Raw genomic sequence first — 20,893 nt, 5'->3', positions numbered from 1 at the left:
CACTTCATTACATAACGGAAAATAACCGCCAAAGGCTGTCATTGCGACAGCCTTTTTCTTATGGAAGGAAGAAGGCAGAACTCAGAATAAAGGAGGAATGGTTTGGACAAAATGAGTGAAACGAAAAAGGAATGAGGTTCGGTGCTATGGCTTCTTTTTTCAAGCAAAAGAGACAAGTGAAGCAACGTGAAAAGAAAAAGGAAGATGAAAATCAATCCAAAAGCAAAACGCCTGATTATATAGAAAATTCCATTGCAGCAAATCTGGAAATCGTGAAGAAAAAGACGGGAAACAGTCCGGACATCATTATCCGAACGTTGAAAATTGGTCAAAATCCGGAGATAAAAACAACTATTTTGTATGTGCAAGGTCTGATTGATAATCCAAGCGTTACGGACTTTTTAATTGAATCAATCATGAAAAATCCTCATCTATCAGAAAAAATACTTCCACAAGAAGCGTTGGATGTAATCTCTGAGGACGTGGTTTCCCTCGGTGGTGTAGAAACCGTCAAGGACTGGGAAAAACTATTTTTATCCTTATTATCAGGGGACAGCATCATTTTTGTTGATGGTATCAACATAGCCCTGGTTGCCAGTACAAAAGGGGGAGAGCGGCGCTCGATTCAGGAACCAAGCACGCATTTGACTGTCCGGGGATCAAGAGAAGGGTTTACGGAATCGATTGGAACGAACATTGCCATGTTACGCCGGATTATCAATACCCCGGATTTATGGATAGAGTCGATGAAAATAGGCACGGTGACAAAAACGGACGTTTCCATCATGTATATAAATGGAATCGTTAAAGAAGGGATCGTCGAGGAGGTCAAGAAGCGCTTAAATCGAATTAACATCGATAGCATTCTTGAATCAGGATATATTGAACAATTGATAGAAGACCAGGTCATGACCCCATTCCCAACCCTTAACCATACAGAAAGACCGGATATGGTCGCAGGAAACCTTCTGGAAGGAAGAGTGGCGATATTCGTTAATGGAACGCCTTTTGTCCTGGTGGCACCGGCAATATTCGTACAGTTTTTCCAATCTGTCGAAGACTACTATAATCGCTTCGACATTGCTTCAGCCACACGTTTTTTACGGATCATCGTTTTCATCATCTCGATAGTCGGGCCGGCTGTCTATGTTGCAGCCACGACTTTTCATCAGGAAATGATTCCAACGAAGTTGCTGGTCATTGTAGCGGCCCAAAGGGAAACGGTTCCTTTGCCTGCCGTCGTTGAAGCGCTTCTTATGGAAATGACCTTTGAAATATTACGGGAAGCAAGTCTTCGGATGCCAAAGGCCGTGGGTTCGACGATGTCCATTGTCGGAGCATTGGTCATCGGGCAGGCGGCTGTCCAGGCTGGTATCGTATCGCCGGCAATGGTCATCATCGTCTCAATCACGGCGATTGCCAGTTTTGCAACCCCTTCTTATTCCATAGCGATTTCTGCCCGCATTGTGCGGTTCGGATTCATCATTTGTGCAGGCACTTTAGGTTTTTATGGAATGATTTTAGCCTTTATCGTCCTTATTGTCCATTTATGCAGCCTGCGTTCACTTGGAGTTCCTTATATGACACCGCTCGCTCCTCTGAATCCTGAAGGGCTGGGCGACACATTCTTCAGAAGACCTATGTGGGCCTTTAAGGAAAGGCCAAAATTTTTAACCAACGAAAATAATCTGATAAGGGAAGGCGAAAATCAAAGACCCCTGCCTCCAGAATCGCGTGGAATGAAAACTGCTGACGAGAAAAAAGGTGAAGGCAATGAATCGTAAAAAGCTAATTCTGTTCTTGATGTTAATCTGTACCACATTCACCACCGGCTGTTGGGATAAAACAGAGTTAAACGAAATGGCCATTGTCTCGGCAGTTGGACTCGATAGAAATAAAGAAGGAAAGTTAGTGGGAACTTTCCAAATCATTAATCCAAGCAATGTAGCGGGAGCTCTTCAGGGCGGCGGCGGAACAAATCCACCGATATCCATTTATAGGGCCACTGGAGATAATGTGCTTGAACTGGATAGTGGCACTTCAACTAAAATCTCGCGAGATATGTATTTTGCCCATGCCAACCTGATTGTCATAGGTGAGGAACTAGCAAAAGAAGAGGGCCTCAACGATATTTTCGACGCATTTGAGCGCTCACCGGAATTCAGGGCAACTACGAGGATCGTGATTGCCCGGGGTGTGAAAGCAAGGGATATTGTCGAAACGTTAACCGCAATCGATAAGGTATCTGCTGAGAAAATCATTAGGACGATTGAAATCACTGAAAAAACCCAGGGGAAAAATATTAGCATCAATCTCCAAGAGGTGATCAAGAATTTGCTTAGTACCGGGAAAGAACCGATAATAAGTGGTTTTACCGTGAAAGGAAACACAGGTAAAGAAGATAAAATGGAGAATACCATGTCCTCGGATATTGAGGCGAACCCTAATGCAGCAGGGATAGGTGTTTTTAAAGATGGCAAATTGATTGACTGGTTGGATGGCGATAAGGCAATAGGATCAATGTGGGTATTGGATAGGATCGAAAATACCCATTTAAACATTGATTGGGAGGGTAAAAAAGACGCAATCACCTATTCAGTTATTCGCCAAAAAACCAACGTCGGAGTAAAATTGGTAAACGGCAAACCGAAAATATCGATAAAGGTCCGTGCTGAAGGAGATATCCGGGAGGTGAGTGTTCCTGTGAATCTAACCGATACGCATGTTCTGATAGATATTGAAAAGAAGTTAGCGAAAGACTTGAAGAAGGAGATGGAAGATGCGGTCGTTCGGGCACAGAAAAATAAAGCCGATATTTTTGGCTTTGGTGAAATCATGCACGAAAACCATCCTAAAGAATGGAAGAAAATCGAAAATAACTGGGACGATGATTCTTTTCCTAAGCTCGAAGTAGATGTGCAGGTAGAGACTTTCATTCGCCGTACCGGATTACGTAATAAGCCATTTCTTTCAAATTTAAAAAAGAAAGATCAATAATGGAAAGGAAGTGGCATCCTCATGGAAAAGGCAAAAATCAGCGGTTACCAGCTGTTCGTCCTTATTTTCCTGTTTGAAATGGGCAGTGCACTTTTGGTTCCGCTTGCAGGTGAAGCCAAGCAGGCTGCTTGGCTAGTCATCCTTATTGCGATGATAGGCGGATTTTTATTATTTTTTATTTATTATGGCCTTTTTCAATACTACCCTGATCAGCTGTTAACAGAGTTTGTAAAAAATATATTGGGGAATTTTCTAGGCAGGATCGTAGCTTTTCTATACATCCTTTATTTCATCTATCTTGCTGCCAGGGTGCTGAGGGATTTCGGAGATACACTGCTTACTTTTGCCTATCCTCATCTTCCGTTATTTTTTGCGAACGCTGTATTCATTTTAGTCGTGGTGTATACGGTACGTAAAGGGATAGAAGTATTGGCGAGGACGGGGGAACTATTCTTTGTCTTGGAGAATTTACTTTTAATGACCTTCATGCTTCTGATTATTGCTTCAGGCATGATCCATTTAAACAACTTAAAGCCCATTTTTGAAATCAGCGGGACAGAGATGGTGAAAATGGGTTTCACTAAAACCGTTTTCTTTCCATTTGGCGAGATCATAGTGTTTTTAATGATTTTTCCTTATTTGAACGAACCTCAGCGACTGAAAAAAATTGGGATAGGGGGCTTGGCGACAAGCGGTATTTTTCTCGCGATATTAATGGCTGTGAATGTTGCTGTACTTGGTGTGGACCTTACAACACGTTCGCAATATCCTCTTCTTACCCTCATTCAGTCAATAGAGGTCGCTGGCTTTCTTGAACGTCTCGATGTGTACTTCTTGTTTTTGTTGTTGATTGGCGGGTTCATTAAGATAAGTGTATTTACTTATGTAGCGGTAACGGGTACGGCGAATGTTTTCAACGTTAAACAGCCCTCCAGACTTGCTTACCCTGTTGGCATGGTCATTTTATTGATCTCGATTATTATAGCAAGCAGCTATACGGAACATATCTATGAAGGGCTAGATGCCGTACCAAATTACATCCATCTGCCATTTCAGGTGATCATTCCGTTGCTTCTCTTGATCATTGCCTTTTTTAAGAATCGAAAAAAAAGGAAGATAAGCACCAAAAAAAGTTCCTAAAAGGTGGAATTAATGAGAAATGAAAATCTTTGGTATTACAGTTTTGATCCTAGCCCCTTTAGTGGTCATATCTTTAGGTATGGATATTCTATTGGGATTCGATTTGGATAATTCAATCAAGCATGCCTTTAACCCATTTTTGGTGAAGGACCCCGCTGAACTTATCCTTTTTCTCATTCTTCTTGCATTCCTTGTGTTCAGCTTCTTTTATAGAAAAAAAAAGAAAGGCAACACCAAAGGACAACAATGATGTTACAAATTCCCCTTGCTGAATTAGAGATGAACTCCGAATATGGGAGTTTGTCTTTTTGCTTTTCTCCACCCTGCAAACGCATTTCATAGTATGATGATAAAATGAGTTTAATTTTTAGCGTAATGTAAAATCGCTCAACAAAAAACCCCTGGGAGGAGGACGGCAATTTGGATATCAAATTGAATCAAAAAATCATAAAAGACATGTGCGGGGCCGTCTCCTTCAAAAGAGGGGAAGCTTTTCAGCGTGCCAATAAAGTGAAATTTGAAAGCTACCGTCATGATGGTTGTGAAGCAACGGTTAAAGGCAAGGAAGACTTCCATGTCACGATTGAAACGGATGCTGTAGGCGGATTTCAGACGAAATGCAGCTGTCCTACGCTAGCTTCCTTCCATCGGGATTGTCAGCATATTGCAGCCGTCCTGCTGTCGGTTTACGACCATCAGCAAGGTGGAACGATCCCTGAGGGCCTGCATTCAACCGTTTCTAATGCTTCAGCCAATAAGCAGTTGTCAGAGGGCTTGCTGACCCTTTTCGATAATCAGCCTGTCCGCAAAAGCGGCCATCAGCGCCACTTTGAAAATAGAAAGGTGCTTGAAGCAGAGTTTACGTGCAAACCAGTATGGATGGGCACGGACCAATATATGTTAGGACTGGAAATGAAAATCGGTGCTTACAATGTGTCGAATATTCGGGATTTCCTGAAGCGAGTTAAAGACGGAAAATCTGCCGAAGTGTCCCATTCATTTATATATGACCCGATATTGCATTGTTTTCAGAATGAAAATGATTCCGTGCTTCAGGAACTCATTACGGTGATATCGGATGAAAAAGTCTATGTTGACGCCCTGATGGATAAATCTGAATATACATTGGATAATCATTTATTACTTTTGCCTCCATCTTCTTTTCGAAGGCTTGTCCCCATCCTTGAAGTAGCGCCAATGGTGAAGCTTGCCTATGGTAGCCTTACATACAATGGCTTTCGTTTATCGAATGGACCGCTTCCTTTACAGTTTGAATTTACCGAAAGCGAGGTCAAAGGATATCAACTGAATATTAAAAGGCTGCACGAAATGATCGTCATGAATGCATACACATTGGTTCTATTTGAAGGGAAATTGGTTCAGCTTGAAGATGGGGATTTCCAACGCCTTTCAGAGTTGAAGCAAATGATGGAGGATTCGGGGATGGTTCAAATTCCAATCCATCATGACCAGCTGGAACTATTCCTGGACAAAGTGGTACCAGGTTTGAAAAAACTCGGTGAAGTTCATATAGCAAGAACCATCACCGAATTGTTTTTGAAGACACCGCTGGTTGCAAAGCTATACTTGGATCGAGTAAAAAACAGGCTGCTTGCGGGGCTGGAATTTCACTATGAAAATATCGTGATCAACCCCTTGGAAAAGCAGGAGTCAAAGGTTATAAGGGATGTTGAGAAGGAGTCGGAGATACTGAAGCTGATGGAGGATAGCCAGTTTGCCAAGACGGACGGCGGCTATTTCTTGCATAATGAAGAGTTGGAGTATGAGTTTTTGTACCACATCGTTCCGAAACTTCAAAAGCTGGTACAAATCTATGCCACGACGGCAGTAAGAAACCGGATTTCCCGTGGAAATGCTGCACCGCGCATAAGGGTTAATATTAAAAAAGAACGTACTAATTGGCTCGAATTCAAATTTGAAATGGATGATATCCCGGATAAACAAATTCGTGAGGTCTTAGCAGCGCTTGAAGAAAAGAGGAAGTACTATCGTTTAAGGAATGGATCGCTGCTTTCCCTTGAAACAAGGGAATACGAGGAAATCAATCGTTTTCTGAATGCACTTCCTGTACAGGATGAAGACCTGGAGAGCACGCTGAACATGCCAATCGTAAAAGGGCTTCAGCTCCTTGATTCCGTGAATGACAGCCAAACATTCACAATGGAGGAGTCATTCCGTCAGTTTTTGGATAACATCGGGAATCCGGGCTCCTTGGAGTTCACGGTGCCAAATAGTCTGGTCCCTATCTTGCGCGAGTATCAAAAAAACGGCTATAAATGGATGAAAATCCTTGCCCAATACGGTTTTGGCGGAATTCTTGCTGATGATATGGGACTGGGAAAAACACTGCAAAGCATCGCGTTCATTTTATCCGAGCTGCCTGACATCCGTGAGAAAAGGGTTCCGGCGCTTATTGTCTGCCCATCATCATTGACCTACAATTGGCTGAGCGAATTCACTAAATTCGCTCCTGATATACAAGCCGTCGTCATTGATGGCGACAAGACTGAAAGGACGAAGCTGCTTAAGGAAGCGAAGGATGTGGATGTAGTGATCACCTCTTATCCATTGCTCCGGAAAGACATCGCATCGTTTGAAAAGCAGGACTTCCATACGGTGTTTTTCGATGAGGCACAGGCCTTTAAGAACCCAGTGACACAAACGGCACGAGCGGCCAAGAAGATAAATGCTGCACATCGCTTCGCGTTGACTGGTACGCCTATCGAGAATTCACTAGAAGAGCTCTGGTCCCTTTTCCACGTCGTATTCCCTGAACTATTCATGGGGTTAAAGGAGTATAGCAATCTCTCAAGGAAGCAGATTTCCCGCAGGATACGCCCATTTTTGCTGCGGAGAATGAAAGAGGACGTGCTAGGTGAACTTCCGGAAAAAATCGAGTCGCTGGAATCGATGGAACTGCTTCCTGATCAGAAGAAACTGTACGGCGCCTATCTGGCGAAGCTGCGGCATGATACGCTGAAACACCTGGATAAGGACACCCTCCGGAAAAATCGGATCAGGATCCTCGCTGGCTTGACCCGGCTTAGGCAAATATGCTGTCACCCCGCCTTGTTTGTGGACGGATATAAAGGCAGTTCAGCTAAATATGAGCAACTGATGCAAATTGTCAAAGAATCGAAGCATTCTGGAAGACGGGTGCTGATTTTCTCGCAATTTACAAAAATGCTTCAAATTATCGGCAGGGATTTGGCCATGAAGGGACAACCTTTTTTCTACCTGGATGGACAAACCCCATCAAAGGAACGTGTGGAAATCTGCAATCGATTTAATGCAGGAGAGCGGGATATATTCCTCATTTCATTGAAAGCGGGAGGTACGGGTCTCAACCTGACAGGTGCCGATACAGTCATTCTATATGACCTTTGGTGGAATCCGGCAGTTGAAGAACAAGCCGCGGACCGTGCCCATCGAATGGGACAGAAGAATGCTGTTCAAGTCATCAAACTTATTGCCCGTGGCACAATCGAAGAAAAAATGAATGAACTTCAAGAGAAAAAGAGACACCTTATTGAAGAAATCATCGACCCTGGAGACAAATCGTCGTCTGCACTTACAGAAGAGGATATCAGGGAAATCTTGATGATATAAGGGAACAGCTGAAGGTAATCTTATTAATGAATTGAATAGTTCAATTATGGAGCATTCCTTTGTAAATGGAGGAGTGCTTCTTTTATTTTTAAAAGAAAAGGATATTATGGTAACAATAATAATATAATAAAAAACAACAATGTTTTATTGTGAAACGATAAAATTTGTGTTAAATTCAAATTGATAAAAAATAAATGAGGTGCTTTTTATGAAACAAGTGTCAACGATCTTTTTGAAGATAGCCGTTATTCTTATTGGAATGCCGATTCTTGCTTTGTGCATCTTTGTGGTGCCTGAGATTGCGAATTTTGCAGCAGAATTATATCCGGATATGCCTTATTTGAAATATCTCGTTTTAATCGATTTGTATGCTTCGGCGATACCTTTTTACTTCGCTCTATATCAAGCCTTTAAACTTTTAAGCTATATTGACAAGAACAAAGCTTTCTCGGAATTATCTGTAAGAGCTTTAAAGACAATAAAAAATTGTGCAATCACAATCAGCAGCTTGTATGTGGTAGGAATGCCGCTCTTTTATCTCATTGCGGAGATGGACGACGCCCCAGGCATCATAGTAATCGGATTGGTCATCATTTTTGCTTCAATGGTGATTGCAGTCTTTGCTGCTGTTCTTCAAAGGCTTTTGCAAGAGGCCATCGATATAAAATCAGAAAATGACTTAATAGTCTGAGGTGAATAAAATGGCAATTATAATCAATATTGATGTAATGCTGGCTAAAAGGAAAATGAGTGTTACAGAACTTTCTGAGAGGGTTGGAATAACGATGGCTAACCTTTCCATATTGAAAAACGGCAAGGCAAAAGCGATTCGATTATCAACTTTAGAGGCGATTTGCAAGGCGTTAGAATGTCAGCCCGGAGATATTTTAGAATACCGTAATGATGAAGACACCCAAGGATAATGGTAAAGGGGAGTAAAACATGAATTTTTTAACCATTAAAAAAATGGAGACACCAATCATGCGAGCACTAAAACAACTCGTTCGGTTTGGTTGGGAGCAGGCCCTGTCATGTTTGTTTCCTGCCGTTATTTTTGTTTCTTTGGCTATTACAAAATTCATTCCGCTTCCCTTCCTGCCGCGGTATGACTGGCTGCTCATCATCTGCCTTCTGATGCAGTGGTGGATGGTGCGTTCGGGGCTTGAAACACGGGATGAACTAAAGGTTATCACATTGTTCCACCTTATTGGACTTGCTCTTGAACTTTTCAAGGTACATATGGGCTCCTGGACTTATCCAGAGGAAGGTATTTTTAAGATCTTTGGAGTGCCTCTGTATAGCGGATTCATGTACGCAAGTGTAGCGAGTTATCTTTGCCAGGCGTGGAGGAGGTTAAAGGTTGAACTTGTCAAGTGGCCGCCGTTTTTGGTCGTTGTATCTCTTGCAGCTGCGATTTATTTGAATTTTTTCACCCACCATTATTGGATTGATGTTCGTTGGTGGTTATCTGGACTTGTCATCATCGTCTTTTGGCGGTCATGGGTCACATACGAGGTTGGTGGAGCTCGATATCGTATGCCAATCGCGCTTTCTTTTGTGCTCATCGGATTTTTTATATGGATAGCCGAAAATATCGCAACGTTCTTTGGGGCATGGGAATACCCAAATCAAACCGTTGCATGGAGTCTTGTTCATCTAGGAAAGGTAAGCTCATGGCTCTTATTAGTAATTGTTAGCTTTCTTATAGTAGCGACGCTAAAGCAGGTTAAAGGGAAAGATTCCACTAAGATGGATGCTAATCATTTTTTATAAAATGACTTCACACAAGAAAATAAATAAGTAAAGACGACACATTAATTCGATATATCAAAATTGTGTCGTCTTTGTTTTTCTATGCTTTTATATACTAGATAACCTAATGGTAATGCGGTGTCATATTCCGAATTTCTATAGACAAAAGTAAAATCACCTTCACTCATTTTTATGAAACAAGTTTTAATCCCACTGCTGCGCCAAGGACCATGGCTATAAAAACGACTCTTCGCCAATCTTTGGATTCCCCATATAATAGCATCCCGATTATCGCTCCGCCTGATGCGCCGATTCCTGTCCAGATAGCATAAGCAGTCCCCATCGGCAAGGTTTTCATGGCATAAGCAAGAAAAAGGAAACTTGCTCCAAATCCGATGAACAACAGCAGCAAGGATTGCCAATTACGGTCTTTGTGCAATTTATTTATCATCGCAACCCCAAACATCTCAAATAGCCCCGCTAAGATTAAAGAGACCCAAGCCATTATGATTCATCCCCTTTCTCTGCCTTATCATCAGTCACTAGCTTCAAGCCAATCACCCCTGATAATAAAAGGAGGATCAATAGCGTTTTGCTCAGCTTGAAGGATTCTCCAAAGAAAATGATTTCTGAAAAAACGGTACCGGCTGTCCCCATACCGACAAAAACGGCATATACCGTACCGACAGGAAGCTTCCTGCCAGCCATTATCATCAAGTAAAAACTGATGATGATCGAAATGACCGTTCCAGACCAAGTCCAAAAGTCATCTGCATGTTTTAAGCCAATTACCCAAAATACTTCAAAAAAAGCTGCAATAAATACTTTAATCCAGTTTGTGCTCATGAATACCGCACCTCCAATTTTATTCTTTACCAAAAAAAACAAAAAAAGCCCAAGAGATAACCGTTAAACAGTTTCTCCCAGGCTTTTATCCTTCCGTGGCACAGCATGCTGTGAGTTTTCTCTCGGACCAGACCAGCAATAGACGCACTGCGGAACCCTAGAAAACCTTTGACATATGCAATTACCTTTCATTATACATACTTTTTGAACTTACTCAAGGTAAAAATTTTTTTGCCAAGGCCATGCCCAATTTGGACTAATATCAGCAAATGCCCCGTAACGTTTGCAGCAGAGATGACTGAAAAGTTTAATGATAAAAATGGAAGGTGAGCTGTTTGCCACTTTAAAAAATCATCAATTTATCATGACCTGTCAATGGAAAAAAAGAACGTAGTCAGTTTCTGTTTGCAAGTCAAAAAAGCCCCGAAATCTTATTCGGGGCTTTTTTGACTTGCAATTTAGGCACTCACTGTCCGTTTCCGGGATGAACCTTCTTTTTTATGTGAAACATAGCTATGCAGGATCATTCCTATGATGACGATAAAGATACCGAACCACGATAACGGAGAAGGGATGGGTAAAGATAGGAATAGTAATTCGCCGGCGAGGGCAAAAAGGACCTCCATCGATTGTGTAGCTTCGACTGAAGCTAATTTCTGCATATTTCCACTTACCAAATCGGTCGCTTTGAAAAAAAGGACTGTGGCAATGACACCTGAAAATAGTGCGACCAAAAGGGATTGGAAACTCTGCATCTTCGTCGGTGCCCCTACTGTAAAGAAACCGTACAATGAAAGCAGGAACCAGAATGGCAAACTCGCCAAAGTCATTCCCAATACACGCTGGTAAGCATCTAAACGACCTTCGGATACTTCCATCATTTTGCGATTTCCCAAAGGGTATGCAAACGAAGCGATGACGATTGGAATCACTCCCAGCCAAAGATTGGCCATTGAAATGTGTTTAGTATGTTCCAGTTGCATCAGGATGATCCCAAGCAGAATGATCATGGACATGAGGAGGCCTTTCACAGAAACCCTTCCTCTTTGCCTTTCAATCCCATCTTTCGTTTGGACACTTTCAAAAAACAGCGGCGCAAGCAGCGCACCCGAAATGATCGTGATTTGCCAAGTGCCGGCGATCAGCCAGCCAGGTGAGTAGGCGGACGCAAAGCATAAAGGAGCATAAAATAACCCAAATCCGACAAAACTCCAAAGCAGCCAAGGACCTGGCTTTTCTCTCATCACTTGTAAAAGGGGACGAAGGTTTTTTCTGCTCAATACGATACACAACAGAAATGGCACCATGAAGAAATAACGCAGCGAAGCACTCCAAATCCAACTTCCGCCAGACAACTCCATGGCCTGATTCAAAACAAACGTAAATGCAAAAAAGAAAGCAGAACAAATACCTAATATAATCGGACGCAATTGACTCACCTCAATCTGTTTTATGAGTCAGTAAGACTCTGGAAGGATGGCAATCGTTTCGGCTTTCTGAATCCACCGTTTTAAAAGCGGAATGAATTTTCGGAATATTATAAGCGATCAATTTAAATTTTCCTTCAAAAGCAAAAGAAAATCAACAGGATTCTTTTAGGCTAGTGAAATTCATTCTTCATGATTCGACATGACATAAAAAGAATGCTTGTTGGAATTAAATGAAGGCGTTTCCATTTTAATATTCATTTTAACAATATATACCAACTAAAGAAGCGGGAAACGTTGTCATGACGCGTGTTATGAAGGTATTACTAATATTTTATATAAAAATCATATAGAGGCAGATAATATATGAAGATACGAGAATTGACGAATATGGTAGGTAGTGGTATCTTAATAGAAGTGCAAATAATGTCGAATGGTGACGAAATATATAAATGCAACATTCGCAAGAAAGTTAGTGGGGTAAATTAAATGAAATCTACAGGTATTGTACGTAAAGTTGACGAATTAGGACGGGTAGTCATTCCAATTGAACTGCGCCGAACATTAGGAATTAATGAGAAAGACGCTCTGGAGATTTATGTAGAACAAGAGCGCATCATCCTTCAAAAATATAAACCAAACATGACTTGTCAGGTTACAGGTGAAGTTTCCGATGACAATATGAAACTTGCTGACGGTAAATTAATACTTAGCCCTGAAGGTGCCGAACTTCTAATTAAAGAAATTCAAGCCAGCATGGAAACTGCTAAATAATTAATATGCTAGATTAATAGCATCCAAGTGTAGGGAGGTTTTCCCTACACTTTTTTTATATTAATTGGTGAAATAATAAAAATGATTCGATTCACGGACGAAACCAATTTTTTCATAAAGCTTCTGTGCATTAACATTATCCTTACCTGTCTCCAGTGAAACCCCTTTGGCACCTGTTTCCCGTGCAAAACTGATGGCCGCGTTCAATAACTCCTCGCCAAATCCCTTTTTGCGGGCGGACTCCTTCACGAATAAATCATTCAATACCCATGACCTCATCATACTCACAGATGAAAAAGAAGGATATAATTGTACAAAGCCAATAGGATTTCCTTCATCATAGGCCATAAAAACCACAGACTCCCCATTTTTCAGCCTTTCCCTTAAAAACTCGCTTGCACGACCAGGATCAGAGGTTTGCTCATAAAACACTCTGTATAAATCAAAAAGTTCCGTCAGTGATTCCAGCTCATGTAATGTAGCCTTCTGTATGCTCATAAATGGCCCCCCAATTGTTAGAATACTCTAAATTTACCATTTAATCATACTTCCCGCCAAATTCAGGACCACATTTTCCGGCGCCAAAAATCAGGATGGAGCCTAAAAAGGTGCCATCCTACATGAAAAGGGCTATTAAACCCAAGTTGGGCTGTAAACTCATGGATTATAAGCGATAATACGTCAAATGCAGCAGCAAACTCACGAATTATAAGCGTTTACTTATGAGTTTTGGCAATTTACTCGTGAAATTAGAACAAATACTCGTGAGTTTGGCCGATTTACTCGTGAAAGGAGCATCATCAAATTGGGACCTAAAATAATAAATCAAATCCTTCATTACTCGAGTGGTTTAGCTTCTAAACCGCCTGTATTAAGAATGTGAACTTTAACGTTTATATCATGTAGTGAATCGTTATCTAAGTAGTCCTTCGGATCATTTATATGATTCTTTTTCCAGTATTTTGTCTCTTTGATATAAAGGATTTTACCTAAGCTTAAAGGATCTGCGTTCTTTTGAATCCCTGTCATGAAGGTTGTTTGGATTTCTTTTTTTATTTGGCTTTCGAATTTTCGTTTTATTTTATCGATATCCATTTGTGTATCAAGCCCCAGTATCTTACCTGATACATCAACGTCAATATTGAATTTGTACTTTCCATCCATGAGAACAGGCTTTACTTGATAATGCGGATGGGAGAAAGAGGCATAGATGTCTTGCTTATTCATGTTAATATTTAAGGGTGTTTTGTTGGTCCTTTTATTGAGCCAGCGTAAACCGCTCAAATCCTTTTCAGAGAACCAGGGCTGGGACACTTTATAATAAATGACAAATGCACCATCCATAAAGAGACTTTTTCTTTTTTTATCCTTTTCCTTCCATACTTTATCGTTCCAGGAAATGGAGGGCAGGATGGTTGTGGATGCTTTTTCCCGCTGGTTAGAATAATACTTTTGGACCGTAATGGGTTGGATGAATGATCGATTCCGGTAGACATCCTCAGGTAAATATAATGTCGTGTATAAAGGCGATAAATTAAAATAACCATTAATGGAGAAAAGCTCATCCATGGAACTTTTTGTCGCAAAGATATTGGCAGAGTACCTAAGTAACTGGTTTCTGTATATATAATCCACTATTTCTGTACTTTGCTGCTTCAAAACATTTTCACTGATGACAAATGTGGAAACATGACCTATATAGAGAGACTGTTGAGTATTGCGCATTAGTTTATTAATGGCGATCGAGATGGAACGCGCTTTTTGTTTCCCTACATATACGGGCGGGGCTTGAGTGGGTTTTGCCTCCGTTTTAGCTACCGCAGAGAAGTCCACAAGTTGCGTATAAACAATGTATTCCCCATCTTTGAAATCTATCCCGATGGCCGTTATATAATGAAAGTCCTGGATCGTTTTTTCATCCCAGCAGCCTGAAAGTAAAAGGAATAGAGGGATGGTTAATAATATTTTGCAGATGCGGAACATGGCCTTACTGCCCCTTTCTGGTCTTATCATTAGCTGCCAAGGATCGTTTGCTCATGGAATTCCATGGCCTCTTTATGAATGAATCCAGTAGTTTAGTGAATATTGGCGGGTTCATTCCGCCAATATATGAAATCCCGAATGAATCAAGCCTGGATAGTAAAGTGACAATGGAAAGGAAACCGATTATCGTGCCATAGATTCCATAAATACAGCTTAGTAACAGCACAAACATGCGCAGAATCGTTACGGCCCCTGTTAAAGACTGGTTTACAAGAGTATAAGATGCGACAGAGGTTACGGCAGTAACCACAAGCATGGTTTGTGAGGTCAGTCCGGCCCTTATCGCGGCATCACCGACAATGAGTCCGCCTACAACAGCAACTGTCTGCCCAACCGCTTTAGGTAACCTGACTCCGGATTCGCGGAATAATTCAAATAAAATGAGCATGAGAATGAATTCCATGGTGGCGGATAAGGGAAGTCCAAGCCTTGAAAGGGTGATGGTGGCCAATAACGGGAACGGCACCTGTTCAATGTTGAAAGCGGAAATGGATATCCAAAACCCCGGCAATAAAATGGTAATGCCAAGCCCCATAAAGCGAAGCAGTCGCTCAAGACTTACAAATAGATAAGGAAGATTCGAATCTTCTGCTGTTTTTATTTGCAATAATAATGTAGAAGGAGCCACGATTATTGTTGGCATTCCGTCCACGATTAGAATGAATCTTCCTTGATTGAGTGCTTCCACTACAAAGTCGGGGCGACTTGTATAATGAGTGAGTGGAAATATACTAAATTTACTGTTAGTGATCAATTCCTCCAATTGTTGGCTGCTCACCAATATATCAATATCAATGGAGTTAATCTTGGACCTCACATTTTTAACGAGTTCTTTATCAATGATGTCATCCATGTACATTAGTGCGACTTTCGTTTGACTGCGCCTGCCGACAATAAAGTCTTCATAGGCGAGCGATTTTGTTTTTAGCCGCTTTCTGATTAAAGCGGTATTTATGGATAAATCCTCGACAAATCCATCTCTTGGTCCTCTTACAGAGACCTCGAAGGAAGACTCCTCAGGCTGCCTGTTCGGAACATTGGACAAATTTATTGAAAATAACTTTTGGGTTGATGGAATGAATAATAAGGCATTCCCGGAGAAAATCAGCTGCTGGACGCTATTGAATTCACTATCAATTGTCACTTTAGTCAAATCTATCAATGGTTTTAGCTTGTTGATTGCCTCTTCTTCATCGATTCTCTCATCCAATTCCATCATTTTGTTTAACTTTTCCAAAATCCCCTCGTTCAGTAAACTGATATCGGTCATACCCGAGCAATAAAAGATAAGGACAGGAATGGGCCTTTCGGTTTCTCCAATATAAATCGTGTCAAATATGATATCCGAGCTTGAACTGAATAACTCCCGAAATGTCTCCTCCTTTAATTCAGGCAGGGTTGGTTCATTTTTGGATCGTTTCATTCTCATGTCGTTTACCCTCCTTAGATCTAATGAACGTGCCGATAAACAAAAAGGCGGACAAAAGTAACAGGAAATAAAAAGCGCCAGGATAATAAAAAGTTTGGGTCACATGCAAAAACTTGAAATTACTGAATGGTACGATGGAGATGACGACCATGAGAAAGCCGACAGCGAAAAGAATTCCTACCTTCATTTTTTCAGTTTTCCTATTAAAGATTTCCGTTATTAAGAATAATGCCAGTGAAACACGGATATAGGCACCAGCAAGCCATTGATAAATGGAAAAGAAATCTGTATGTTCGATATATTTTCCAATAGTCAGCAGACGCCACTGTTCATAGGCAGGGTACCTCATGGCTTCGGCTAAGGTCGGTCCGAATTCGGCAATTGCAGCTGTTAATGGTCCTAGAAGTAAAAACACTAAACCGAGGCATATGAAAACCAATACTTTCCGACTGATTTTATCAGTAAGCTTTTCCTGGAAAAAAGCGATTAAAATCAGTTCGGCAAGGCCATAACCAGTATATAGAAAGCTCTTAACGCCATGAAAATAGCCATTCTCGAAAAGGGGAAGGAGGTGGCTGTAGTCTTTTGTCGGCATATTTCCGGTCGCAACGAAAATGCCAAGAATGATGACTATTGGCAATAATACAGAAGAGCAAATGGCGATGGAGCGCATACCAGAATGGGCAAGAAAGATACATAGCAGTGTAAACGGAATGATAATCGCTAAACTTGGGGTTTCAAAAAGAAAGCTTGTAGTGATCCAATCTATCGTTTCCTTTGTAGTCGCCAAAACAAGGCTGATCAGGTAGATCACTATAAAGAATAAAGCGATATTTTTAATATGTTTTCCAAATCTATTTTCAAGCCAACCCGTCAGGGATTGATTATTCATATTCTTGATTATCCTCGATAATATGTAGACCCAAATTGGGATCAACCCAATCGTAATGATAGAAAAAAACCATGAATCCCTTCCGCCGGTGGATAGGAGGAAAGGAATTAAGATAACGTGATTAAGAAGGCCGATTGATAAAAAGAAGATGCTGAGGGTTTGTATCGAACTAATTTTCTTCAAGATGATCCTATCCCCATTTCCATTTTTTAAAGATTGGATTGATGCATATGCCATTCATTTGTTTATGGTTGCTAAATGTGGAAATAGTATACGTGCTAATGATATGGATTAAATTTCCTGATGTTTAGTGATGAGCTGTAGAGCAAAGCAAAGTATGCCGGAAAAAGGATTTGTCTTAATTGATAAAGAATATATATAGATGCATTTTTATTGAACATCAAGGGGGAATGAAGGTGGATTTAAGATACCCGATTGGAAAGTTTCAGTTTGATGGGGAGATTACTATTGGTGTAGCCGAGGGGTGGCTTAACGAGATCGATGCTTTGCCTCGGATGCTGCGGGAAGCGGTAGGCAACATGGAAGATGAACAACTGGATACGGCTTATCGGCCTGGAGGATGGACGGTGCGCCAAGTGGTGCATCATGTTGCGGATAGTCATATGAATGCGTATATTCGCTTCAAATTGGCCCTTACGGAAGAAAGTCCGGTCATTAAACCATACGAAGAGGGGCAATGGGCAGAGCTGCCTGATTATGATTTGCCGATTGAAGTTTCTCTATCACTGCTCGAAGGTATACATATTCGAATGTGCAAACTTTTATCAGGTCTTCATGCGGATGATTTGAGCAGAACATTCATCCATCCTGATTCGGGAGAGGTGACAGTCGGTGAAAATATAGGAATTTATGCCTGGCACGGACGCCATCATCTGGCTCATATTACTTCTTTATCAAAGCGCCAGGGATGGTGAATATGACTGAGAAAGGTGTGATTACTGTGAATGCCGAAGTGAAAATCGAACAATTAACATCAATCGAAGAACATCTTAATGATCTTTCCGACCTTTTGGTGCAAGTGGTGGATGATGGCGCGTCCATCGGTTTTTTACCTCCCATGGAACGGTCTGAGGCGATTGATTATTGGAGTAGTGCGATAAATCCTGATGTGATTCTATTAGTTGCTAAATTACAGGGTAAGATAGTCGGGAGTGTACAGTTACATTTATGTTCAAAGCGGAACGGCGGCCATCGAGCGGAAATCGCAAAATTAATGACGCATACTGGTTATAGACGAAATGGAATAGGACGTTCTCTCATGCTAGAGGCTGAGAAGAGGGTCAAGCAGGAGGGACGGACATTATTGGTCCTGGATACAAGGGAAGGGGATCCTTCTAACTCCCTGTATACATCATTGGGATATATTCAGGCAGGCAGGATTCCTGATTATGCGAAATCTGCAAATGGTGAATTACATCCGACCATGTTTTATTATAAAAATAAAATCGGGTAACGAATTGTAAGGGGGGAATCCAATTGCAAGCTGTAATCGAAAAAGAAGGTAATGGGATTATCGCAAGATTTGATCGCCTGCTCAATCATTCGGTTGAAAAGGTATGGGGTGCTTTAACGGAGAATGATAAGGTGGAAAAGTGGATGTCCAACCTGGAAATGAAAGACCTTCGAAAAGACGGGACCATAAAATTCAATTTCAATGATGGGTCAGGGAAATCTTTTGATATGAAGGTCAGGGACTTCCAAGAATTTTCCGTTTTAGATTTTGAATGGGGGGACGGCTGGGTTCGTTTCGAGGTATCCCCTGAAAAGGATGGATGCTCATTAGTATTGAAAGAATCCATCACGCCAGTTAATGATCATACATCAAAAGATTTGGCAGGCTGGCATATATGCCTTGATATGTTTAGTGATTTACTTGATGGTCATCATCAGGACTTCCCGATGGATGAATGGGAAGAAAGGCATAAGGAATATACGGCCGCCGTCAAACGAATTGAAGGATGAATGGAATGTGTGACATGCAGGTGGATGCATAAGGAAGCGGAAAAGTGAATTTCGGCCAAAACCGAAGTGAGGCTTCTGTCATTAAGGCAGTTTTTTATTGATATTCCAGTTGTCTCCATGTTAAGATGACTTTAACTTTTAAGAAATGGAGGTTTTCCTTGTGACATTTATCAGACTGCGTTTCCAATCTTTGAACCGTTAATTGAATACGTTCAAAGGCTCTGCATGTCCGCAGGGTAAATGGGAATGGTCTGTCTATTTTTAAGGAAACCTTCATTTTACGCTTTAGTGAAAAAAAGAGACGATTTCAACCTCTTTTTTTTGTGTCCAGCTGATGCCGTGACAACCTTTGTGATCAAAGGGTTTCGCTATTCCAGTTGACTTTAAAATAGAAGAATTATTAAGGGGAGAAATACTTTACCTATCCAAGGAGGTCATTTTGGATACGTGTAAAGTGGTGAATTCTCCATTGTATTGACCAAACCGAAGGCCAGTAGGAGATTACTTTTTATCGTGAAAATAATCATCCTATCAGTTTCTTTAGATAGGTTCTGATCCATTTACTCTAAACACAGGCAGATAGCCTGTGTTTTTTTTAGGGCATTAAGAAAAAAATATTGAAAATAGAATGAGGTGTTTAAGAGATGAAATCATTAAAAGAACAAGTAAAGGACAATTGGAAAAAGAATATCACTCTTTTTCTAGGCAGTCAGACCATATCCCTCTTTGGTTCGTCCTTAGTTCAGTATGCCATCATGTGGTATATCACGTTGAATACACAGTCGGGTGTCATGATGACGATATCCATCGTTTGTGGTTTCGTGCCTACCTTTATACTCTCCCCAATCGCGGGGGTATGGGCAGACCGCTATAATCGGAAGATGCTGATCATTTTTTCGGATTCATTGATTGCCATTTCAACGCTGATTTTGGCCATATTGTTTTTAATCGGCTACGATGAGCTTTGGCTGCTTTTCGTCATGTCCGCTGTCCGGGCGATAGGAACTGGAATCCAGACTCCTGCAGTCGGGGCCATTCTTCCGCAGCTTGTGCCAGAGGATAAACTTACGAAGGTGAATGGGACAAATGGAAGCATTCAAGCGCTAGTGATGCTAGTTTCCCCCATGGTGAGCGGCGCGCTGCTTACGATGGCTTCAATCGAAACCATTTTCTTCATTGATGTGATTACAGCTGCAATTGCCATCTTCACTTTGCTGGCATTTTTGAAAATTCCAGCACATGCGAAGGCATTACAAAAGCAAACTACCAGCTATTTCACCGATTTGAAAGAAGGATTCAGATATATCAGGAATCACGACTTTCTTAAGAAGTTCTTTATATTTTTCGCATTTTTCTTCGTGCTTGCCGCACCTGTAGCATTTCTTACACCGCTTCAGGTCACACGCTCTTTCGGGAATGATGTTTGGCGGTTGACTGCGATAGAGATCACTTTTGCCATCGGAATGATGCTAGGCGGGATTTTCATGGCTTCGTGGGGAGGCTTTAAAAACAAGATCCATACGATGACACTTGCGAGCCTAATAATTGGCGCCTGTACTTTCGCTCTTGGAATCATCCCCGTTTTCTGGATTTACTTGATCATCATGGGGGTAGTCGGATTGGCGATGCCCATCTTTAATACGCCGTCCATGGTCTTGTTACAGCAGAAGGTAGAGGGTGATCTTCTTGGGAGGGTATTTGGTGTTTTAGGGATGATCTCGACATCGATGATGCCCCTGGGAATGCTAGTATTCGGACCGATATCCGACATCATTAAAATTGAGTGGCTGCTTATAGGAACTGGTTTATTGCTGTTCATTCAAGGTTTTTTCCTGCTGGGCAGCAAAGTGTTGATCGAAGCCGGAAAACCAATCCCGAAAGATGCCCCCGAGTAATGGTACACGGGACACCATGTGAGCTGAAGGACTGGAGCCAGAAGGGTATTGGATATTAGGGCAGCACTCCAGTTTTTTATTCTTA

At 41.4% G+C, this 20,893-nt stretch carries 20 protein-coding genes and 1 riboswitch; of the genes, 13 read left to right on the top strand and 7 right to left on the bottom strand.

Annotated features, from left to right (window positions below; all coding sequences use genetic code 11):
- Positions 1-146: 146 nt before the first annotated feature.
- The 8 genes from ACYP5M_RS11145 to ACYP5M_RS11110 all read left to right on the top strand — a co-directional run bounded on the left by ACYP5M_RS11145 (position 147) and on the right by ACYP5M_RS11110 (position 9,540).
- A complete protein-coding gene (locus tag ACYP5M_RS11145) occupies positions 147-1,784 on the top strand; it encodes a spore germination protein (protein WP_434167624.1) in 1,638 nt (545 codons plus the stop codon).
- Positions 1,774-2,997 carry a Ger(x)C family spore germination protein gene (locus ACYP5M_RS11140; protein ID WP_434167623.1) on the top strand — a complete coding sequence of 408 codons (1,224 nt, stop codon included), beginning with the start codon at positions 1,774-1,776 and terminating at the stop codon, positions 2,995-2,997. Before ACYP5M_RS11145 ends, ACYP5M_RS11140 begins: the two co-directional genes overlap by 11 nt.
- A 21-nt stretch (positions 2,998-3,018) precedes the next feature.
- Positions 3,019-4,137 (top strand): GerAB/ArcD/ProY family transporter, encoded by a 1,119-nt coding sequence (locus ACYP5M_RS11135; protein ID WP_434167622.1) that lies wholly within the window; start codon positions 3,019-3,021, stop codon positions 4,135-4,137.
- Between the two features lie 19 nt (positions 4,138-4,156).
- A complete protein-coding gene (locus ACYP5M_RS11130) occupies positions 4,157-4,387 on the top strand; it encodes a hypothetical protein (protein ID WP_434167621.1) in 231 nt (76 codons plus the stop codon).
- 170 nt (positions 4,388-4,557) lie between these two features.
- Complete coding sequence (locus tag ACYP5M_RS11125) at positions 4,558-7,767, top strand: DEAD/DEAH box helicase (RefSeq protein ID WP_434167620.1); 3,210 nt, start codon at positions 4,558-4,560, stop codon at positions 7,765-7,767.
- A gap of 208 nt (positions 7,768-7,975) precedes the next feature.
- On the top strand, positions 7,976-8,458 hold the full coding sequence (locus ACYP5M_RS11120) for a DUF2975 domain-containing protein (RefSeq protein ID WP_101223078.1): 483 nt from the start codon (positions 7,976-7,978) through the stop codon (positions 8,456-8,458).
- 10 nt (positions 8,459-8,468) lie between these two features.
- The gene (locus ACYP5M_RS11115; protein ID WP_101223077.1) at positions 8,469-8,690 is read left to right on the top strand and encodes a helix-turn-helix domain-containing protein; all 222 of its coding nucleotides are present in this window, start codon (positions 8,469-8,471) and stop codon (positions 8,688-8,690) included.
- A 58-nt stretch (positions 8,691-8,748) separates the two neighbouring features.
- Positions 8,749-9,540: a DUF817 domain-containing protein gene (locus tag ACYP5M_RS11110; RefSeq protein WP_434169711.1), complete on the top strand. Its 792-nt coding sequence runs from the start codon at positions 8,749-8,751 to the stop codon at positions 9,538-9,540.
- 169 nt (positions 9,541-9,709) lie between these two features.
- On the opposite strand, the gene ACYP5M_RS11105 is transcribed toward ACYP5M_RS11110, so the two are convergent.
- From ACYP5M_RS11105 to ACYP5M_RS11095, 3 genes are all read right to left on the bottom strand, one after another.
- Positions 9,710-10,024 carry a DMT family transporter gene (locus ACYP5M_RS11105; RefSeq protein WP_034309447.1) on the bottom strand — a complete coding sequence of 105 codons (315 nt, stop codon included), beginning with the start codon at positions 10,022-10,024 and terminating at the stop codon, positions 9,710-9,712.
- A complete protein-coding gene (locus tag ACYP5M_RS11100; protein ID WP_063232562.1) occupies positions 10,024-10,365 on the bottom strand; it encodes a DMT family transporter in 342 nt (113 codons plus the stop codon). The genes ACYP5M_RS11105 and ACYP5M_RS11100 overlap by 1 nt, the downstream gene beginning before the upstream one ends.
- A 72-nt stretch (positions 10,366-10,437) precedes the next feature.
- Positions 10,438-10,537: riboswitch (guanidine-I (ykkC/yxkD leader) on the bottom strand.
- 286 nt (positions 10,538-10,823) lie between these two features.
- Positions 10,824-11,795 (bottom strand): DMT family transporter, encoded by a 972-nt coding sequence (locus ACYP5M_RS11095; protein ID WP_101223076.1) that lies wholly within the window; start codon positions 11,793-11,795, stop codon positions 10,824-10,826.
- A gap of 486 nt (positions 11,796-12,281) precedes the next feature.
- Here ACYP5M_RS11095 and ACYP5M_RS11090 point away from each other — a divergent pair, with 486 nt between their 5' ends.
- A complete protein-coding gene (locus ACYP5M_RS11090) occupies positions 12,282-12,566 on the top strand; it encodes an AbrB/MazE/SpoVT family DNA-binding domain-containing protein (protein WP_053536026.1) in 285 nt (94 codons plus the stop codon).
- Between the two features lie 60 nt (positions 12,567-12,626).
- Here ACYP5M_RS11090 and ACYP5M_RS11085 read toward each other — a convergent pair whose 3' ends face one another.
- The 4 genes from ACYP5M_RS11085 to ACYP5M_RS11070 all read right to left on the bottom strand — a co-directional run bounded on the left by ACYP5M_RS11085 (position 12,627) and on the right by ACYP5M_RS11070 (position 17,167).
- Positions 12,627-13,064, bottom strand: coding sequence for a GNAT family N-acetyltransferase (locus ACYP5M_RS11085; protein WP_459735046.1), 438 nt, complete (start codon positions 13,062-13,064; stop codon positions 12,627-12,629).
- A 339-nt stretch (positions 13,065-13,403) separates the two neighbouring features.
- Positions 13,404-14,549 (bottom strand): Ger(x)C family spore germination protein, encoded by a 1,146-nt coding sequence (locus ACYP5M_RS11080; RefSeq protein ID WP_434167617.1) that lies wholly within the window; start codon positions 14,547-14,549, stop codon positions 13,404-13,406.
- 4 nt (positions 14,550-14,553) lie between these two features.
- Positions 14,554-16,038, bottom strand: a complete 1,485-nt coding sequence (locus ACYP5M_RS11075) for a spore germination protein (protein ID WP_434167616.1) — start codon at positions 16,036-16,038, stop codon at positions 14,554-14,556.
- On the bottom strand, positions 16,013-17,167 hold the full coding sequence (locus tag ACYP5M_RS11070; protein WP_434167615.1) for a GerAB/ArcD/ProY family transporter: 1,155 nt from the start codon (positions 17,165-17,167) through the stop codon (positions 16,013-16,015). Before ACYP5M_RS11070 ends, ACYP5M_RS11075 begins: the two co-directional genes overlap by 26 nt.
- A gap of 173 nt (positions 17,168-17,340) precedes the next feature.
- On the opposite strand from ACYP5M_RS11070, the gene ACYP5M_RS11065 reads away from it, so the two are divergent.
- The 4 genes from ACYP5M_RS11065 to ACYP5M_RS11050 all read left to right on the top strand — a co-directional run bounded on the left by ACYP5M_RS11065 (position 17,341) and on the right by ACYP5M_RS11050 (position 20,808).
- On the top strand, positions 17,341-17,865 hold the full coding sequence (locus ACYP5M_RS11065; protein ID WP_434167614.1) for a YfiT family bacillithiol transferase: 525 nt from the start codon (positions 17,341-17,343) through the stop codon (positions 17,863-17,865).
- Positions 17,866-17,867: 2 nt separating this feature from the next.
- Positions 17,868-18,404: a GNAT family N-acetyltransferase gene (locus ACYP5M_RS11060; RefSeq protein WP_434167613.1), complete on the top strand. Its 537-nt coding sequence runs from the start codon at positions 17,868-17,870 to the stop codon at positions 18,402-18,404.
- A gap of 23 nt (positions 18,405-18,427) precedes the next feature.
- A complete protein-coding gene (locus ACYP5M_RS11055) occupies positions 18,428-18,913 on the top strand; it encodes an SRPBCC family protein (protein ID WP_434167612.1) in 486 nt (161 codons plus the stop codon).
- A 644-nt stretch (positions 18,914-19,557) separates the two neighbouring features.
- Positions 19,558-20,808 carry an MFS transporter gene (locus tag ACYP5M_RS11050; RefSeq protein WP_434167611.1) on the top strand — a complete coding sequence of 417 codons (1,251 nt, stop codon included), beginning with the start codon at positions 19,558-19,560 and terminating at the stop codon, positions 20,806-20,808.
- The last annotated feature ends 85 nt before the right edge of the window (positions 20,809-20,893 follow it).

It is taken from the genome of Peribacillus sp. N1, from assembly GCF_054600815.1.
Note: the sequence above shows the minus strand (reverse complement) of the source record. Positions and strands in the feature narration are given on the sequence as shown.

Bases quoted from the DNA above. Each gene is read 5' to 3' on its own strand.
- ACYP5M_RS11135 (WP_434167622.1), top strand. From the start codon at position 3,019: ATGGAAAAGGCAAAAATCAGCGGTTACCAGCTGTTCGTCCTTATTTTC.
- ACYP5M_RS11065 (WP_434167614.1), top strand. From the start codon at position 17,341: ATGAAGGTGGATTTAAGATACCCGATTGGAAAGTTTCAGTTTGATGGG.
- ACYP5M_RS11130 (WP_434167621.1), top strand. From the start codon at position 4,157: ATGAAAATCTTTGGTATTACAGTTTTGATCCTAGCCCCTTTAGTGGTC.
- ACYP5M_RS11120 (WP_101223078.1), top strand. From the start codon at position 7,976: ATGAAACAAGTGTCAACGATCTTTTTGAAGATAGCCGTTATTCTTATT.
- ACYP5M_RS11115 (WP_101223077.1), top strand. From the start codon at position 8,469: ATGGCAATTATAATCAATATTGATGTAATGCTGGCTAAAAGGAAAATG.
- ACYP5M_RS11060 (WP_434167613.1), top strand. From the start codon at position 17,868: ATGACTGAGAAAGGTGTGATTACTGTGAATGCCGAAGTGAAAATCGAA.
- ACYP5M_RS11100 (WP_063232562.1), bottom strand. From the start codon at position 10,365: ATGAGCACAAACTGGATTAAAGTATTTATTGCAGCTTTTTTTGAAGTA.
- ACYP5M_RS11145 (WP_434167624.1), top strand. From the start codon at position 147: ATGGCTTCTTTTTTCAAGCAAAAGAGACAAGTGAAGCAACGTGAAAAG.
- ACYP5M_RS11075 (WP_434167616.1), bottom strand. From the start codon at position 16,038: ATGAGAATGAAACGATCCAAAAATGAACCAACCCTGCCTGAATTAAAG.
- ACYP5M_RS11105 (WP_034309447.1), bottom strand. From the start codon at position 10,024: ATGGCTTGGGTCTCTTTAATCTTAGCGGGGCTATTTGAGATGTTTGGG.
- ACYP5M_RS11110 (WP_434169711.1), top strand. From the start codon at position 8,749: ATGCGAGCACTAAAACAACTCGTTCGGTTTGGTTGGGAGCAGGCCCTG.
- ACYP5M_RS11050 (WP_434167611.1), top strand. From the start codon at position 19,558: ATGAAATCATTAAAAGAACAAGTAAAGGACAATTGGAAAAAGAATATC.
- ACYP5M_RS11085 (WP_459735046.1), bottom strand. From the start codon at position 13,064: ATGAGCATACAGAAGGCTACATTACATGAGCTGGAATCACTGACGGAA.
- ACYP5M_RS11090 (WP_053536026.1), top strand. From the start codon at position 12,282: ATGAAATCTACAGGTATTGTACGTAAAGTTGACGAATTAGGACGGGTA.
- ACYP5M_RS11070 (WP_434167615.1), bottom strand. From the start codon at position 17,167: ATGGCATATGCATCAATCCAATCTTTAAAAAATGGAAATGGGGATAGG.
- ACYP5M_RS11080 (WP_434167617.1), bottom strand. From the start codon at position 14,549: ATGTTCCGCATCTGCAAAATATTATTAACCATCCCTCTATTCCTTTTA.
- ACYP5M_RS11140 (WP_434167623.1), top strand. From the start codon at position 1,774: ATGAATCGTAAAAAGCTAATTCTGTTCTTGATGTTAATCTGTACCACA.